The organism is Buttiauxella gaviniae (assembly GCF_040786275.1).
GTDB classification, from domain to species: Bacteria; Pseudomonadota; Gammaproteobacteria; order Enterobacterales; family Enterobacteriaceae; genus Buttiauxella; species Buttiauxella gaviniae_A.
In genome coordinates this window covers 1,781,276-1,798,451 of the sequence record NZ_JBFMVT010000002.1, presented here as the reverse complement: position 1 = coordinate 1,798,451, position 17,176 = coordinate 1,781,276, and the positions used below count along the sequence as shown (strand labels likewise).

Sequence of the window (17,176 nt, the reverse complement as noted above, 5' to 3'; positions counted from 1 at the left end):
CGCGCTAACGTCTAAAACTCACCACAATGCAGTATAATCAGCCTGCGCCAGAATACTTCTGGCTAGTCACGGTAATTGCGGAGAGTCAGTTTGCGAGTCAGTCGTTCATTAACGATTAAACAGATGGCAATGGTGTCAGCCGTTGCAGTGCTGTTTATTTTCATTTTTATCGTGGTACAGCTTTTTCACTTTGTGCAGCAAAGCCGCTACGACACAGCGAGCCAAATGGAGAAAATCGCCCATTCGGTGCGTATTCCGCTGTCTGCCGCTATTCTGAAAGCCGATATTCCCCAGGCTGAATCTATCCTGAATCAAATTCAACCTTCCGGCATTATCAGCCGGGCGGATGTGGTATTACCTAACCAGTTCCAGGCGTTACGCCAGAGCTTTGCGCCAGAACGCCCTATTCCGATGTGGATTGCCCGCCTGTTTGAGCTTCCCGTGCAGATTTCCTTACCGCTGTATTCTCTGGAACGCCCGGCAAATCCGCAGCCGCTGGCCTATCTGGTGCTGCAGGCGGACTCCTGGCGAATGTATAAATTCATCATCAGCACGATTTCGACGTTGCTGACGACTTATCTGCTCCTGGCGCTGATTTTGTCGGTAGCGATTAGCTGGTCGATCAACCGTTTGATTGTGCATCCGATACGCAATATTGCCCGCGAGCTGGACAGCTTGAACCCGAACGATGCGGCGAGCCATCAACTCAAACTTCCTCATCTTCATCATGATGACGAAATCGGCATGCTGGTTCGCAGCTATAACCGCAACCAGCAGATGTCTCAGCGCCATCTCACTGAAGAGCATGATTTGCTGACCGCATTAGATAACCACCAGTTTGCTATTTGGCTGCAACCGCAGGTCAATATGCAGACCCGGGAAGTGGTGAGTGCGGAAGTGTTATTGCGCATGAAACAGCCTGACGGGAGTTGGACGCTACCGGATGATTTGATTCCGCGCATCGAGAATTGCGGGCTGATCTTCACCATTGGTAACTGGGTGCTTGAAGAGTCCTGCCGTGTGCTGGCGCGCTGGCAAAGCCAGGGGATTACGATGCCGCTGTGCGTGAATATCTCAGCGCATCAGTTGCTGCACGAAGAAATGGGCTCGTCACTGCTGGAATTGCTGGCGCGTTATCGCATCCAGCCGGGCATGTTGATTCTGGAAGTGACGGAAAGCCATCGCATTGACGATCCGAAAAAAGCCGTCAGCGTTTTGCGCCCGCTACGTAAAGCCGGCGTCAGGATTGCGCTGGATGATTTTGGTATGGGGTATGCCAGCCTGCGTCATTTACACCATTTGAAGGCGCTCCCGGTTGATGCCCTGAAACTCGATAAGAGCTTCGTCGATGGCTTGCCGGAAGACCATGCAATGGCAGGTGTGATTATCGGCATGGCGAAAACGCTAGGCCTGAAGCTGGTGGCAGAAGGAATTGAAAACCAGGCGCAGTGTGACTGGCTTTTAAAAGAAGGTGTGACCGTTGCTCAGGGCTATCTGTTCTCCAGAGCGCTGACGCTAAAAGAGTTTGATGCTCAGTATCTATCTGCCACACATCAGTAAATTGGTTGTTGCAAATGTTACTAAGCTGGCGCGAGTCAGTTCAATAATTTAACAATTTTGTTTACAAATTAGCGCTATATCACTTCTGGGTGTTTTTGAGGGTGTTATTTTTGGTGCCGCAGGCCGATGAGCCCTTCAGGCGGTACTGCGGAATTTCTACTCCCCAAGGACACCCTATGAAACTCTCTCTTTTCAAAAGCCTCTACTTCCAGGTCCTGACGGCGATTGCTATCGGGATCTTGCTGGGTCATTTCTACCCGGAAATAGGCGCGCAGATGAAACCCCTCGGCGATGCCTTCGTTAAACTGATTAAAATGATTATCGCGCCGGTTATCTTCTGTACCGTTGTAACGGGCATTGCTGGAATGGAAAGCATGAAAGCCGTGGGCCGCACGGGCGCGGTGGCACTGCTTTACTTTGAAGTGGTCAGCACCATTGCGCTGATTATCGGCCTGATTGTGGTTAACCTGCTGCAACCCGGTGCGGGAATGAACGTCGACCCGGCAACGCTTGATGCCAAAGCGGTGGCGATTTATGCCGAGCAGGCGCAACAGCAGGGCGTCGTGGCCTTCCTGTTGGATGTTATTCCGGGCAGTGTGATTGGCGCATTTGCCAGCGGTAACATCCTGCAAGTGCTGCTGTTTGCTGTGCTGTTTGGGTTTGCTCTGCACCGCCTCGGCCACAAAGGCCAACTGATTTTCAATGTGATTGAAAGTTTCTCGCAAGTCATTTTTGGCATTATCAATATGATCATGCGTCTCGCGCCTATCGGGGCTTTTGGGGCGATGGCATTTACCATCGGCAAATATGGCGTTGGGTCGCTGGTTCAGCTCGGCCAACTGATTATCTGCTTCTATATCACCTGTATTCTGTTCGTGGTGGTTGTTCTGGGGTCGATTGCCCGTGCCACCGGTTTCAACATCTTCAAATTTATCCGCTACATCAAAGAAGAGCTGTTGATCGTGCTGGGTACTTCTTCGTCTGAATCCGCGCTGCCAAGAATGCTCGATAAGATGGAAAAACTCGGCTGCCGTAAATCGGTCGTCGGGCTGGTCATTCCGACCGGCTATTCATTTAACCTGGATGGCACCTCGATTTACCTGACGATGGCGGCGGTATTTATTGCGCAGGCCACCAATAGCCATATGGATATTTTCCACCAGATTACTCTGTTGGTGGTGCTGCTGCTTTCCTCTAAAGGGGCGGCGGGTGTCACCGGAAGTGGGTTCATTGTTCTGGCGGCGACCATCTCTGCGGTTGGGCATTTGCCGGTGGCAGGCCTTGCATTAATTCTGGGTATTGACCGTTTTATGTCCGAAGCGCGCGCGCTGACGAATCTGGTTGGCAACGGCGTGGCGACTGTTGTAGTGGCGAAGTGGGTGAAGCAACTGGACGAAAAACAGTTGAAAGAAACGTTGGATAATCCACATTCCGCGAAAAAAGTGAGCGAAGTCTCTTCTTAAATCCCATCAATTGCCCACGGCGACTTGCCCTCGCTGTGGGCTGCTGCGCATAATTGACCCTTGAGCCAACTTTTTGGCATTTTTTTCATTTTTAAAGTGACGTTTTCGCTTCGACGCGGTCAAACGGAGTGGTGAAACGTCACCTGTGGTGGCTTTATTGCGTAATGTTTTGTCGCCATTACACTTTTTAATCGGGATTGTTTTCCAGGGGTTAACATGCAGGGCACCAAAATTCGACTCTTAGCTGGCGGATTGCTGTTGGTCGCCGCCGCCAGTAATGTGCAGGCAGAAGCACTACAGCCCGACCCAGCCTGGCAGCAAGGTACGCTGGCAAATGGTTTTCAATGGCAAGTCCTGGCCACACCTCAACGTCCAAGCGATCGTGTTGAAGTTCGTTTGATGATTAATACCGGCTCATTGACTGAGACCACTCAGCAGAGCGGCTATAGCCACTTCTTACCTCGCCTGGCGCTGACACAAAGCGGCAGTTTGCAACCGCTACAAGCACGATCTCTATGGCAGCAAAGTGTGGACCCGAAGCGTCCCATGCCACCGGTTGTCGTCTCTTATGACTTCACGCTGTTTAATCTCAGCCTGCCTAACAACCGCAATGATTTACTCAAAGAAGCCTTAACTTATCTTGCTGATAGCAGTGGAAAAATGGCAATTACCCCGGAAACGGTGAATGTTGCGCTGCAAACTCAGGATATGGTGGCGACCTGGCCGATGAACACCAAAGACAACTGGTGGCGCTATCGTCTGCAAGGCTCCACGCTTCTGGGCCATGACCCGGCAGAAGATCTCAAGCAACCGGTCGATAACGAGCAACTGAAAGCGTTCTACCAGAAATGGTACACCCCAGACGCCATGACGCTGATTGTGGTGGGGAACGTTGATAGCCGAAACATTGCCGATCAAATCAATAAAACGTTTGGCACCCTGAAGGGCAAACGTGAAACGCCTGCGCCGGTCGCCACACTTTCTCCGCTTAAACGCACTCCGGTGAGTTTGATGACTGACAGCGTGCGCCAGGATCGCCTCTCCCTGATGTGGGACAACGCCTGGCAGCCTATTCGTGAGTCATCCGCACTGTTGCGTTACTGGCGTGCCGATCTCGCACGTGAGGCGCTGTTCTGGCATGTGCAGCAAAACCTCAGCAAGCAGAATATCCAGGATCTCAACCTCAGCTTCGATTGCCGCGTGCTTTATCAGCGTGCCCAGTGCGGCATAAACCTGGAATCGCCAAACGAGAAACTCAACGCTAATTTGACTACCGTCGGGAAAGAGTTGTTGAGCGTGCGGGATAAAGGTCTGTCGCAGGAAGAATTTGATGCGTTAATTGCGCAGAAAAAAGATGAGCTCACTAAGCTGTTTGCCACCTACGCGCGCACCGATACCGATGTACTGATTAGTCAGCGCATGCGTTCGTTGCAGAACCAGGTTGTCGACATCGCGCCAGAGCAGTACCAGAAGCTGCGTCAGGATTTCCTGAACAGCCTGACGCTAAGCGTGTTGAATCAGGATTTGCGCCAGCAGTTGTCGCAGGATATGGCGTTAGTGTTGTTGCAGCCGAAAGGTGAGCCTGAGTACAACATGAAAGATCTGCAAGCGACGTGGGATAAGGTGATGGTGCCTTCTAAAGCGCTTCCTTTAACGGATGAGCCGAAGCAGGATGTGTCAGATATTCCGCCTGCGCAGTGATGATTGGTGAGGGAACGAACGCCCTCACCATTATTTTTCCCTCTCCCTCAGGGAGAGGGCCGGGTTGTTTTAGCCTGGCATCGCTTCTTTCGGAATGATCGCGCCGCGATACTGAATCACCGTGCTCGCCGTCAAATGCCCGCGTTTTGCCGCATCCTCAGCACTGCCACCCGTCAAACGCACCGCCAGATAGCCCGCGCTAAAGGAGTCACCCGCCGCGGTAGTATCAATCACTTTCTCTTTCGGTAATTTAACCGCAGGCACTTCTAACAGCGATTCACCCTGAATAGCGACCAGGCAAGAATCAGCGCCACGCTTGATCACCACTTCGCGCACGCCAGCCGCCTGAGTACGGTGAATCACTTCTTCAACCGGCTTCTCGCCCCACAACAAATCTTCGTCATCCAGCGTCAGGAACGCGATGTCGGTGCAGGCCAGCATTTGCTGATAAACCTGCTGCGTCTCTTCACGGCTGGCCCACAGGCGTGGACGGTAGTTGTTATCGAAGATAACTTTGCAGCCGTTAGCGCGGCATTGGGTCAACAACGCCATCAGTTTTTCACGGCTCGCCGCGTTGAGAATTGCGAGGCTGATGCCGCTCAGATACAGGTAATCAAACTGCGCCAGTTCAGCGCAAATAGCCTGCGCTTGATCGCTTTCCAGCCAGAAACGGGCGGCGGCTTCGTTGCGCCAGTAGTAGAACGTGCGCTCGCCGGTTGAATCGGTTTCGATGTAATACAGACCAGGCAAACGGTGCTCCAGGCGCTGTGTCAGCTCGGTATGCACGTTTTCTTGATGCCATGCGTCCAGCATTTGCTGGCTGAAGTTATCTTCGCCCAGCGCAGTAACGTAGTGGACTTCAAGATCGCTCGCGTCAACCTGGCGTGCGATATATACAGAGGTGTTAAGGGTGTCGCCACCAAAGCCGCGGCTAACTTCCGCACCTTTTTGCGACAGTTCAATCATACATTCACCGATGACGGCGATTTTGCGCGTTGGCATAGCAGTAGACCTGAATTAATGAAATTAGCGCTAGTTTGATGGGCGGCTAAAAACGAGTCAAACAATTTAAAACGATGTTTCGAAAAACTTTGAGCTAAGGCAGCTTATTGCCCATGAGAAGGAATAGCCGCTCATTGCGGTTGTACTGAAAGCGAACATAAAGTTCTCATGCGCTACGCCGATAACTTGTCGATGGGCCATCTGAGTTATCAAGGTAAACGGGACGTACATGATGAAGTTTAAGCAGATCACTCACCGGCTTAATACGCTTGAGGCGAGTGTCGAAAGTTTGCAGGAGCGGCGGTTCTGGCTACAGTGCCAGCGGAAGTACACCTTTCAGCCGATCTATAAAATAGACGGCCATTTAATGGCAATCGAATTGCTGACGGTGGTCACTCACCCGGAAGAACCGGAGATTCGCATTCCACCCGACCGCTACTTTTCATCAGTCTCAAGCCGTACCCGGCTAATGGTTATCGAAGAGCAACTCATCCTGTTGAAAGATTGGGAATCCATTTTCCTCGGCTACGGCATTTTAGCGTCGGTGAACGTCGACGGCCCAACGCTGATGGCGATGAAACAACATCAGCCGATTTTGGCGCTAATTAACCAAATGCCGTGGGTGCGTTTCGAACTGGTGGAAAACATCACCCAACCGCAGGCGGTTACGCTTGCAGGCATGCACGAATTCGGTCCGCTATGGCTGGATGATTTTGGCACCGGCGTTGCCAACTTTTCTGCATTAAGTGAAATGCATTATGATTACATCAAAGTCGCCCGCGACCTGTTCATCATGCTGCGCACGACCGACGAAGGCCGCAATCTATTCACCATGCTGCTGCAATTAATGAATCGCTACTGCAAGGGCGTTATCGTCGAAGGTGTTGAAACTGAAGATGAATGGCGCGACGTGCAAAACTCTCCGGCATTTGCGGCACAAGGCTATTTTCTCTCGCGTCCGATCCCCTTTGAACAGTTGGAAAACGTGCTAACTCGCTTAACTTGATACCGTTTTCGCCCCGCTAAACTATCTTTAGTGAAAGCGATCCACATCAGGAAAGGGTGAAAGGCATGACCAAAGCTGGAAAAATCGTTAGCGGCGTCGTCGGGGGTTTATTGTTGTTGGTTGTGGTGGCAATCATTGTGATTGCGACGTTTGACTGGAATCGACTCAAACCGACCATCAACCAAAAAGTCTCGACGGAACTCAACCGGCCCTTCGCCATTCGTGGCGATTTAGGCGTAGTCTGGGAGCGTAATAAAGAAGAAACGGGCTGGCGCAGTTGGGTGCCGTGGCCGCACGTTCATGCCGAAGATATCTTGCTTGGCAACCCGCCGGAAATTCCTGAAGTGACGATGGTGCATTTACCTCGCGTGGATGCCACGCTGGCTCCGCTCGCGCTACTCACCAAAACTGTCTATATCCCATGGATTAAACTCGTTCAGCCCGATGCGCGGATCATTCGCCTGTCTGAAAAAAACAATAACTGGACGTTTAACCTGGCAAGCGACAAGCAAAAAGATCCCAACCAGCCGCCGTCAGACTGGTCCTTCAGAATGGACAATATTCTGTTCGACAAAGGCCGTATTGCGGTTAACGACAAACTCACCAAAGCGGATATAGAAATTCTCGTCGACCCGCTCGGCAAGCCTTTGCCCTTTAGTGAAGTGGAAGGGCGCAAACCCACCGGGAAAGATGCCGCGAAAGCCGGGGATTATGTCTTTGGCCTGAAAGTCACTGGGCGTTATAACGGCGAACCCATCGAAGGCAGCGGCAAAATTGGCGGCATGCTAGCGCTGCGCAGCGAAGGGGAAACAGCCTTCCCTGTGCAAGCTGATGTGCGCTCCGGTAATTCACGCGTGGCGTTTATCGGCACCATCAACGACCCGATGAAAATGGGCGGCGTGGATCTCCAGCTAAAATTCTCCGGCGATTCGCTGGGAAATCTTTACGACTTAACCGGCGTGCTTTTGCCGGATACACCGCCGTTTGAAACGGATGGACGTTTGCTGGCAAAAATTGACCCTGATAAAGGCTCGGTTTTCCGCTATCAGAATTTCAACGGGCGCATTGGCGACAGCGATATTCATGGCTCGCTGACATACTCGCAGGGCAAACCCCGGCCAAAACTGGAAGGCGACCTGGAATCGAAACAGCTACGACTGGCGGATTTAGGCCCGCTGATTGGCGTGGATTCCGGTAAAGGCGCGCAGCAAAGTAAAAAAGCTGAACAGGCCAAAGGCGAGAAAACCGTCCAACCGAGCGATAAAGTCCTGCCGTATGACCGCTTTGAAACCGACAAATGGGACGTGATGGATGCGGATGTGCGCTTTAAAGGCGGGCGTATCGAACACAGCGGCACGTTGCCACTGAGCAATCTCAGCACGCATGTGATTCTTAAAAATGCCGACTTGCGTCTCCAGCCGCTGAAATTTGGCATGGCGGGCGGCACCATCAGCGCCAATATCCACCTTGAAGGCGATAAAAAGCCGATGCAGGGGAAAGCGGATATTCAGGCGCGCCGTTTACAGCTCAAACAGCTCATGCCGAAAGTGGAATCGATGCAGAAAACGCTCGGCGAGCTTAATGGCGATGCTGATTTGCGGGGCCGGGGCAACTCTATCGCAGAGCTGCTCGGCAGCAGCGACGGCAACCTGAAACTGCTGATGAACGACGGGCTTATCAGCCGTAACTTGATGGAAATTGTCGGTCTGAACGTCGGGAACTATATCGTGGGGCAAATCTTTGGGGATGACGAAGTGCGGATAAACTGTGCGGCGGCAAACCTCGATTTACGCGGCGGCGTGGCGACTCCGCGTATATTTGCCTTTGATACGGAAAACGCCCTGATTAACGTTACCGGCACCACTAATTTCGCCAGCGAGCGCCTGGATTTAACTATTGATCCGGAGAGTAAAGGGATTCGTATTATTACGCTGCGCTCACCGCTGTATGTGCGCGGCACGTTCAAAAACCCGGATGCCGGTGTGAAAGCGGGGCCGCTGATTGCGCGTGGTGCGGTAGCGGCAGCGTTGGCAACGCTGGTCACGCCAGCCGCCGCGCTGCTGGCACTGATTTCACCTTCAGAAGGTGGGCAGAATCAATGCCAGAATATTTTGGGGCAGATGAAGAAGTGATTTAAGTTTGCACGCCCTCTCCCTGAGGGCTGCCGCTTGGTCATATTTTTGAGCATATGTGCTGGTGACGTTGACTCTGCCAGTGTCGGGAACAAATGACCCCCACCCAGCCTCCCCCTTACCAGGGGGAGGAGCCAAAAACATGAGCTCCCTCCCCTGGAAAGGGGAGGGCTGGGGTGGGGTCGGCTACCCCGCCTGAGTGAAATCTCTATAAGAGACAGCCCTAAGGTGGAGGAGGAAAAACCCACGCTACAGTGACAAATGACGCGTCTCTTTCGACACCAGCAACGCAACTAGCGTAATCGCTGACATCGCCGCCAGATACAAGCCCACGTAGAACAGACCGTAATTCGCCTGCAACCAGGTGGCGATGTACGGCGCGACTGACGCACCCAGAATCGACGCCACGTTATATGAGAACGATGCCCCGGTATAACGCACTTCGGTCGGGAACAGTTCAGGCAGTAACGCGCCCATTGGGCCGAAGGTCAAACCCATCAGGCTCAAGCCAATCAGCAGGAACGCCATCACAAGCTTTGGGTTGCCGGAGCCTAACAGCGGCTGGAACACCACTAAAGCGAACACAATCATCAGGCTGGTGATTACAATCATGCACTTACGGCGGCCAAACTTATCGGCCAGATAACCCGCAATAGGCACCATCACACCAAAACCAATTACCGCCATCATCAGCATCCACAGTACATCATTGCGTGAGAAACCGAGGCCAACCGGCACCGCTGCGGTGCTGAACGTCATGGAATAGACGGTCATGATGTAAAACAGGGTATAGGTCGCCAGCATGATAAACGTGCCGATGACGGTGGCTTTCAGGTGTTTAGTTAGCAGAGTGCCGAGCGGGATTTTCACCTGCTTGCCCGCTTTGGCAATTTTGGCGAAGACCGGTGTTTCATGCAGCGAAACACGCACGTACAGGCCGATGATCACCAGTACTGCAGAAAGAATAAACGGTACGCGCCAGCCCCAACTCATAAACTGCTCGTCGGTCAGCAGCCAGGAAAGTAGTAAGAAAGTGCCATTGGCAAAGAAGAAGCCGATTGGCGCACCCAACTGCGGGAATGAGCCGTAAAGAGCGCGTTTGCGCGGCGGAGCATTCTCGGTTGCCAGCAACGCCGCACCGCCCCATTCGCCGCCCAACCCTAAACCCTGCCCAAAGCGGGCTAAAGCCAGCAGCATGGGTGCCAACACGCCAATCGTTTCGTAGCTTGGCAGCAGGCCAATCACTACGGTTGAAACACCCATCGTTAGCAGGGAGGCTACCAAAGTCACTTTGCGTCCAACGCGGTCGCCAAAGTGGCCGAATAGAGCAGAACCTATCGGGCGTGCCACAAAGGCAATCGCAAAGGTCGCCAGAGATTGTAGCGTGGCAGCCGTCGGATCACCCTGCGGGAAGAATATATGCGGGAAAACGATAACGGCCGCAGTAGCATAAATGTAGAAATCGAAGAATTCGATGGCGGTGCCGACAAGCGAGGCAACGACAACTTTTCCGCGTGAGTTGACGGGCGTGGCGTCAGTTTCGGTATTAACTTGAGTGGCGATGGTGGCTTGCATAGATTTTTCTTATTTTAGCGAACGAAAGGCCATATTACGCACAGCAAAAGGCGCATTTCAACGCGCGTTTGTGAGCCCGGCTGTGCGATTAACGAGCAATAAGAGGATAATTTTCAGTCTCGGAAATATCTATCTATGTCATGCTTCACAATTTTAAAAAATCAGCGAATAAAACTGCTTTTAGGTTAAATAAAAGTTACGGGTTGGATTTATATGCTGGGTTTACGGGGTGGGAAGAGTGTAGAGCGGATAAGCGAAGCGCCTTCCGGCGCAGCCAGGTGAGATGGCGGACAGCGCTAAGGCTTATCCGCCGTACGTGTTAGAGAAGGCTAATTCTGCGTTTTGCCCGGCATTCGCGGGTCGTCTTTGTATTGCGCGGTGGCAATCCACGCGGCGCAAAATAGCGTCAAGCGAGCGAAGAAGTAGAAAAATGCCATTAAACCTAAGACCGAGCCAAACGCCGCACCAGACGGGGAGCTCACCAGCTTTGGCAGGCTGTAAGTCATAATGATTTTGATCACCTCAAATCCGATAGCCGCGATAAACGTGCCGCGAATCAGCGCTTTTTTACGCGGGCGATGGCGCGGTAACCGCCAGAAAATCCAGAAGAACAGCAGGTAGTTTGCAAAAATAGAGATCGCGAGGCCAATCAAATGCCAGGCGGGTTTCAGCCAGTCAATGCCGTCAAGATGCAGGAAAGTGATGATCGTTGCCTGCGCGGAACCGGCAATTGAGGTGATAGACAGCGTCACAATCAGCGCAATCAGCAGGCCAATCAGCGAGACAAAATCACGCAGGTATTTTACCCAGAACTTCTCGTCGTCCTGCGGATTGCGCTCCCATTTATCCCGCGACTGAGCACGCACCGCTTCACGCAGATTACCCATCCAGTTAATCCCCGAATAAAGGGCGATTAACAGCCCGACTAGCCCCACCGTTGTACGCTGTTGGACGGCGGTGTTAATCGTGCTTTTAAGCGTGGCGGCAAGCGTTGGGTCGCTAACGTTCTCAAAGATTTTGTTAAAAATATCCTGGAGCAGCGTAGGATGTGAGGCGAGAACATACCCGCCCGCGGCAAAGGCGACCATCATTATTGGAATCAATGATAAGAATGAAAAATAGGTAATCGCCGCACCAAACTGATTACCAAGACGGTCATTAAACCGTTCGGTGGCGCGAATCAAATGCGCCACCATCGGGCGCCTCACCGTTTTATTCACCGTATCAATGGTGGTGTTTACCGCCGCGTTACTGCTTTTAATTTTCACCAGCGGCTCTGCGTCAACAGGCTGTTCTGGCTGTGTTTCTTCGAACTTTGGCTCTGTCTGGAATTGAGCGACAGGCTTGTAATCCAGCGTTTCGGTAGGACGTTTCTCGTTGCTATCCGGCGTGGTCATCAGGTCACTTTTCCTTTTGTTTTTGCAGGATGTTTAAGAAATTATAGCGGGTGTATTAATCCACATACCCTTTAACTAGCCCGGTGAGCCATTCCATGAACAGATGAACGCGGCGGGAGAGGTTACGACGATGGGGATAAAGCAGTGAAACCGGCATTGGTTCGGCACGGTATTGCGGCAGAATCTCCACCAGTTTTTTGCTCTTGAGTAACTCTTTCACGCCAATGCGCGGCACCTGAATAATCCCTAGCCCGGCCAGGCAGGCCGCCTGGTAAGTTTCGGTGCTGTTTACGGTTATCACGCCGCCGGTTTTTACCCAGCGTGTTTTTTTATCTTCAAAGACTTCAAACCCTTGCGGGCGGCTGCCGAGGTTTAAAGCGTAATGCACTACGGCGTGGGACGCGAGATCGTCAAGGCTTTCCGGATAACCGAAACGCGCCAGATAATCGGGGCTTGCGCAGTTAATTAACGTCAGTTTTCCCAGCGGACGCGCCACCAGGCCCGAATCTTTCAGTTGCCCAACGCGCACCACGCAATCGAACCCTTCACGCACCACATCGACTATGCGATCGCTGCTGCTTAGCTCAAGCTCAATGCCGGGATATTGCTGCAAAAAGGCGGGGAGTTTCGGGATCACCAGATTTTTTGCGAGGCCCACGGTCATATCCACGCGCAAACGCCCGCTGACGCTGCTGGGGTCGTGCAAAAACAGCCCGTCCAGTTCGTCGAGATTGGCCAATAAATCGCGACACCGCTCGTAATACACCATGCCGTCCTGGGTCAGTTGCACCCGGCGCGTGGTGCGATGCAATAGCCTTGTCCCCAGTGCGCCTTCCAGCGCCTGAATCTGGCGCGATACGCTACCTTTAGGGAGGCCGAGAGTGTCTGCTGCGCGAGAAAAACTCTCCAGTTCAGCCACTCTAATGAACAACTGCATTGCTTGTATTTTATCCACTTATTTTCCGCATTGTTGTTGTCAGTGAAACAGTGATGCGCAAATAGCACTCTTTATTGATTTTGTAGCAGCTAATAAGCTTTACCTCAATCACCTGACAGTCATCAAAGAGGCAAATCATGAGTCAAACCATCGCATTAGTGACCGGCGGCAGCCGTGGATTAGGAAAAAACGCTGCATTGAAGCTGGCAGCTCGCGGCGTAAATATTATTTTGACCTACAACAGTAAGCAGCATGAAGCGTACGAAGTGGTGCGTGAAATTGAGCTAACAGGCGTGAAAGCGGTGGCAATTCAGTTGAATGTCGCCGAAAGTGCGGGGTTTACTGCTTTCGCGACAGAAGTGAAACAGCAGCTTCGACATGTATGGCAACGCGATTCTTTTGATTATTTATTAAACAACGCCGGAACGGGTCTGGATGCGCTGTTCGAAAAAACAACAGAGCAACAGTTTGATGATTTAATGAACATTCATCTCAAGGGGCCCTTCTTCCTGACTCAACATTTGCTGCCGTTGATTAAAGACGGCGGACGCATCCTCAACGTTTCCAGCGGCCTGACGCGTTTCGCCTTGCCCGGTAAAGCCGCTTATGCCGCTATGAAAGGGGCAATGGAAGTGCTGACGCGCTACCAGGCCAAAGAGTTAGGCGCGCGAGGGATCTCAGCGAACATTATTGCGCCGGGAGCGATTGCGACTGATTTCGGCGGCGGCGTGGTTCGTGATAACGAACAAGTGGCGAACGCTATCGCCGCACAAACCGCACTTGGGCGTGTCGGGCAGCCGGATGATATTGGGAACGCTATCGCCGCACTTCTCAGCGATGAGTGCGCCTGGATGAACGCGCAGCGCGTGGAAGTCTCCGGCGGGATGTTTTTATAAGGAAGTGCCGGGCGAAGATGAAATTCATCTCATCTTCGCTTGTTAAATTTCGATCAAAAATATTGAATGAAATGAGCGAATCATTCCGCTATCACCCTTCGAGACGTAGAGCTATTCTTATCACATCGAAAGCAAACGTGCTTTCACACATAAACAAGCTCAAGGGTAATTATCATGAAAAGCATCAAATATTTTGCCGTAGTTATGACACTCGCTGCTTCATTCTCCACTTTTGCAGCAACCGCTCCATCTGCTGAGAGCCAGAAAATCGGTACCGTTTCCGTCAGCGGTGCGTCAAACATTGATAGCCTCCAGGCTCAACTGCAAGCAAAAGCTGAGCAGGCTGGCGCGAAATCAATCCGCATTATTTCTGCGGGTGGCGATAATAAAGTGTTTGGTGTTGCCGAGATGTATAACTAAGAATTCACGCTGTATGGGCCGCCTTGATGCGGCCCGTGTTTTATAAAAACTCACTTCTCAGCAGGCCCAAAATCCAGTCATCCTGCCAGGTCCCGGCGAGAAAATAGTTTTCGCGAAGTACTCCTTCCAGTTGAAAACCCGCTTTTTCCAGAACCTTCCTTGAGCCGATATTCCCGACAGTGACCGTTGCCGTGAGTTTGCGAATGGCGCATTTTTCAAAAGCAAACTGGCATACCGCGTGAAGCGATTCATATCCGTATCCTTGCCCATGAAATATCGGGTCGAGAATAAATCCGACTTCTGCCATATCGCTATCGCTGCGTATAAAACCGGTGAAACCAATCGGCGTGCCGGTCTGTTTATCGCGCATCACCAGACAAAGCCAGTGAGGACTGTGCGTTTCCCAGCGTACCAGGCGCGCATTAAAAATCTGACGGACTTCTGCTTCACGTCGTTCATCGGAAACATAGCGCATCACAATGGGATCTTGTTGCAAGCGCAAGAAAAACGGCCACTCTTGCTCGGTAATTTGCGTTAAGTTAAGGCGTGAGGTGTTGAGAGGAAACATAGTGACTAATCCACAATAAACAGCGTTGCGCCAGTAGCCGTTGAAGAGCGGTGTGGTTCGGCGTTATCCGCCACCTGATAGCTCATTCCGGGCTTTAAGGTAAACAGGCGGCCATCTTCCAGCTCGGTTTGCAATTCCCCCGCAAGGCAAAATAAGACGTGGCCTTTTTGGCACCAATGGTCTGCGAGGTAACCGGCTGTGTATTCCACCATCCGAACGCGTATTTCCCCAAATTGCTGTGTGCGCCATAACGCTTTTCCGGTAATGCCGGGATGTTCAGTTGCCACGAGTGCTGCCCAGTCGGTAGTATTAAACGGGAGATCGGTAATACGCATTATTATTCCTTATTATTTTTGCAGGTGATGTTTGCTCCATTAGTGATATCAGCAAAAAAATAACGGCGCCAGAAAAATGCACTATTTTTTAGCGTGGCGCCTTGCTTGATGCATTCTCCTGTCACTGCCAGTCATCAACATCTCTCAGAGGATTACTCTTCACCTGAATATATGATCCTTAGTGTCATTGCTTGTAATTGGTTTACGGGGTATGAAGTAATATTAATTAACCCATCTAATTTCTTTTGCATTACATTTATCACCTGAGCAGTAGTTACCTCTTATTTTTTTATTTAAATAGATACTATTGATATTCAATTTAATTAGATTTGATTTGAGCCCCATGCGTGCAACCCAAGAATAAAAAGCATTACTTCCAGCGCGATATATCATCCGTCGTCAGCCCAATATCCCGTAATTGTTCCTTACTCAGCCCTTGTAACGCGCGCTCAGTCTGGCGCTGTAGCCATCTCTGGCGGAAATAGTGGTAAATCATCACAAAGCCATAAAAAGGCTTATGCGGTCTGTTTTCTTCATAACCCATGATGTCGCTCCTCATCGTGTTGACGAGAATCATCATGCGCCGCCATACAGATTGCAGGCAGACTCAAAAATAACTTTTATTTAACATACAGACGCGCTAAAACGAGATCTGAATGGCGACTTTTTCCCCACTTTGTACTGCTTTTTCTGTCTGTATGGTGCTTTAAGAGGATACAGCATGACCCGTTACCAACATCTTGCCACTTTGCTGGCGGAGCGAATTGAACAAGGGTTGTATCGCAGCGGCGAGCGCCTGCCTTCGGTGCGTAATCTAAGTAGCGAACACGGCGTGAGTATCAGCACCGTACAGCAGGCTTACCACCTTCTTGAAGATCGCCAGCTTATCTCGCCGCAGCCGCGTTCTGGTTATTTTGTTACGCCGCGCAAATCACAGCCGCCGGTGCCGCCGCTGACTCGGCCCGCGCAACGTCCTGTAGAAATTACCCAGTGGGATGCGGTGCTCGAACAATTAACCGGAAGGGAAGATGGCGATAGCATCGCTTTTGGCAGCGGTTTTCCGGATGTCACCCAACCGACTATTAAGCCGCTGTGGCGCGAAATGAGCCGCATTGTGCAGTACCAGCAGCCCGAAATTCTGGGCTATGACTGTATTAACGGTAAGAGTGCGCTGCGCGAACAAATCGCACGCCTGATGCTTGATAGCGGTTGTGTCGTCACGCCGGATGACATTGTGGTGACCACGGGCTGCCACGAAGCGCTATCCATTGCGATTCGTGCGGTATGTGAAGCCGGAGACATTGTGGCGGTAGAGTCGCCGTGCTTCCATGGCACTATGCAAATGCTGCGCGCGTTTGGCATTAAAGTTGTTGAAATACCAACGGATTCTGAGACGGGTATCAGCGTGGAAGCGCTGGAGTTGGCGCTGGAACAGTGGCCGATTAAAGCGGTTATTCTGGTCGCTAACTGCAATAACCCGCTCGGTTTTATCATGCCAGAAGCGCGTAAAAAAGCGGTGCTGAATCTGGCGCAACGCTTTGATATTGCAATTATTGAAGATGATGTTTACGGCGAGCTGGCCTATGAATATCCGCGCCCAATGACCATTAAATCACTGGATGTAGATGGGCGTGTGCTGTTGTGCAGTTCATTTTCCAAAACGCTGGCACCGGGTTTGCGCGTGGGCTGGATTGTGCCGGGCCGTTATTTCGACCGCGCCATGCACATGAAATATATCGTCACCGGCAGTTCCACCACCTTTACCCAGATGGCTGTGGCCGAGTTTGTGCGCAACGGCCATTATCATCGCCACTTGCGGCGTATGCGCCAGCACTACCAGCGCAATCTTGATGTGTTCACCTGTTGGGTACGCCACTATTTCCCGTGTGGGATCTGCGTTTCTCGCCCGCAGGGCGGTTTTCTGATGTGGATCGAGTTGCCAGAACACATCGATATTGTGCCGATCAGCGAAACGCTGCGTCAGCATAATATCCGCATTGCGGTGGGATCGTTGCTGTCGGCCTCCGGGAAATACCGTAATTGTATGCGTCTGAATTATGCCCTGCCGTTCAATGCCGCAACCGAAAACGCGCTGCGGAAAATGGGCGAAGTGATTAGCCATGTTTTTGAAAACGGTTAATTTTCCCGCTCTTTTACAGCCATAGACTTTTGCCCGCTGCGCTA

Annotated in this window: 15 protein-coding genes; 8 read left to right on the top strand and 7 right to left on the bottom strand. The window is 51.7% G+C overall.

Annotated elements, in window-relative coordinates; translation table 11 throughout:
- Nucleotides 1-90: 90 nt before the first annotated feature.
- From AB1E22_RS09010 to AB1E22_RS09000, 3 genes are all read left to right on the top strand, one after another.
- On the top strand, nt 91-1,560 hold the full coding sequence (locus AB1E22_RS09010; protein ID WP_367595027.1) for an EAL domain-containing protein: 1,470 nt from the start codon (nt 91-93) through the stop codon (nt 1,558-1,560).
- Nucleotides 1,561-1,736: 176 nt separating this feature from the next.
- Nucleotides 1,737-3,023 carry a dicarboxylate/amino acid:cation symporter gene (locus tag AB1E22_RS09005; protein ID WP_367595026.1) on the top strand — a complete coding sequence of 429 codons (1,287 nt, stop codon included), beginning with the start codon at nt 1,737-1,739 and terminating at the stop codon, nt 3,021-3,023.
- A 216-nt stretch (nt 3,024-3,239) separates the two neighbouring features.
- The gene (locus tag AB1E22_RS09000) at nt 3,240-4,724 is read left to right on the top strand and encodes a M16 family metallopeptidase (RefSeq protein WP_367595025.1); all 1,485 of its coding nucleotides are present in this window, start codon (nt 3,240-3,242) and stop codon (nt 4,722-4,724) included.
- Between the two features lie 69 nt (nt 4,725-4,793).
- Here AB1E22_RS09000 and AB1E22_RS08995 read toward each other — a convergent pair whose 3' ends face one another.
- Complete coding sequence (locus AB1E22_RS08995) at nt 4,794-5,726, bottom strand: sugar kinase (protein WP_367595024.1); 933 nt, start codon at nt 5,724-5,726, stop codon at nt 4,794-4,796.
- 232 nt (nt 5,727-5,958) lie between these two features.
- On the opposite strand from AB1E22_RS08995, the gene pdeH reads away from it, so the two are divergent.
- Both pdeH and AB1E22_RS08985 read left to right on the top strand, forming a co-directional pair.
- The gene (gene pdeH / locus AB1E22_RS08990; protein ID WP_367597350.1) at nt 5,959-6,732 is read left to right on the top strand and encodes a cyclic-guanylate-specific phosphodiesterase; all 774 of its coding nucleotides are present in this window, start codon (nt 5,959-5,961) and stop codon (nt 6,730-6,732) included.
- 65 nt (nt 6,733-6,797) lie between these two features.
- Nucleotides 6,798-8,864 (top strand): AsmA family protein, encoded by a 2,067-nt coding sequence (locus AB1E22_RS08985; protein ID WP_367595023.1) that lies wholly within the window; start codon nt 6,798-6,800, stop codon nt 8,862-8,864.
- A 249-nt stretch (nt 8,865-9,113) separates the two neighbouring features.
- On the opposite strand, the gene AB1E22_RS08980 is transcribed toward AB1E22_RS08985, so the two are convergent.
- From AB1E22_RS08980 to AB1E22_RS08970, 3 genes are all read right to left on the bottom strand, one after another.
- Nucleotides 9,114-10,439, bottom strand: a complete 1,326-nt coding sequence (locus AB1E22_RS08980; protein WP_367595022.1) for an MFS transporter — start codon at nt 10,437-10,439, stop codon at nt 9,114-9,116.
- Nucleotides 10,440-10,768: 329 nt separating this feature from the next.
- Nucleotides 10,769-11,836, bottom strand: coding sequence for an inner membrane protein YhjD (yhjD, locus tag AB1E22_RS08975; protein WP_367595021.1), 1,068 nt, complete (start codon nt 11,834-11,836; stop codon nt 10,769-10,771).
- A 55-nt stretch (nt 11,837-11,891) separates the two neighbouring features.
- On the bottom strand, nt 11,892-12,791 hold the full coding sequence (locus AB1E22_RS08970; RefSeq protein ID WP_367595020.1) for a LysR family transcriptional regulator: 900 nt from the start codon (nt 12,789-12,791) through the stop codon (nt 11,892-11,894).
- A gap of 119 nt (nt 12,792-12,910) precedes the next feature.
- Here AB1E22_RS08970 and AB1E22_RS08965 point away from each other — a divergent pair, with 119 nt between their 5' ends.
- Complete coding sequence (locus AB1E22_RS08965; protein WP_367595019.1) at nt 12,911-13,669, top strand: SDR family NAD(P)-dependent oxidoreductase; 759 nt, start codon at nt 12,911-12,913, stop codon at nt 13,667-13,669.
- A gap of 174 nt (nt 13,670-13,843) precedes the next feature.
- Nucleotides 13,844-14,089, top strand: coding sequence for a DUF1471 domain-containing protein (locus AB1E22_RS08960; protein WP_367595018.1), 246 nt, complete (start codon nt 13,844-13,846; stop codon nt 14,087-14,089).
- Between the two features lie 40 nt (nt 14,090-14,129).
- Here the strand turns inward: AB1E22_RS08960 and AB1E22_RS08955 are convergent, their stop codons facing one another.
- From AB1E22_RS08955 to AB1E22_RS08945, 3 genes are all read right to left on the bottom strand, one after another.
- Entirely contained in the window at nt 14,130-14,657 is a 528-nt protein-coding gene (locus AB1E22_RS08955) for a GNAT family N-acetyltransferase (RefSeq protein WP_367595017.1), read from the bottom strand.
- A gap of 5 nt (nt 14,658-14,662) precedes the next feature.
- Nucleotides 14,663-14,992, bottom strand: a complete 330-nt coding sequence (locus AB1E22_RS08950) for a DHCW motif cupin fold protein (protein ID WP_367595016.1) — start codon at nt 14,990-14,992, stop codon at nt 14,663-14,665.
- Nucleotides 14,993-15,362: 370 nt separating this feature from the next.
- Nucleotides 15,363-15,536: a DUF1127 domain-containing protein gene (locus AB1E22_RS08945; protein ID WP_367595015.1), complete on the bottom strand. Its 174-nt coding sequence runs from the start codon at nt 15,534-15,536 to the stop codon at nt 15,363-15,365.
- Between the two features lie 177 nt (nt 15,537-15,713).
- Between AB1E22_RS08945 and AB1E22_RS08940 the strand changes: the two genes are divergently transcribed.
- Complete coding sequence (locus AB1E22_RS08940; protein ID WP_367595014.1) at nt 15,714-17,132, top strand: PLP-dependent aminotransferase family protein; 1,419 nt, start codon at nt 15,714-15,716, stop codon at nt 17,130-17,132.
- Nucleotides 17,133-17,176: the final 44 nt, after the last annotated feature.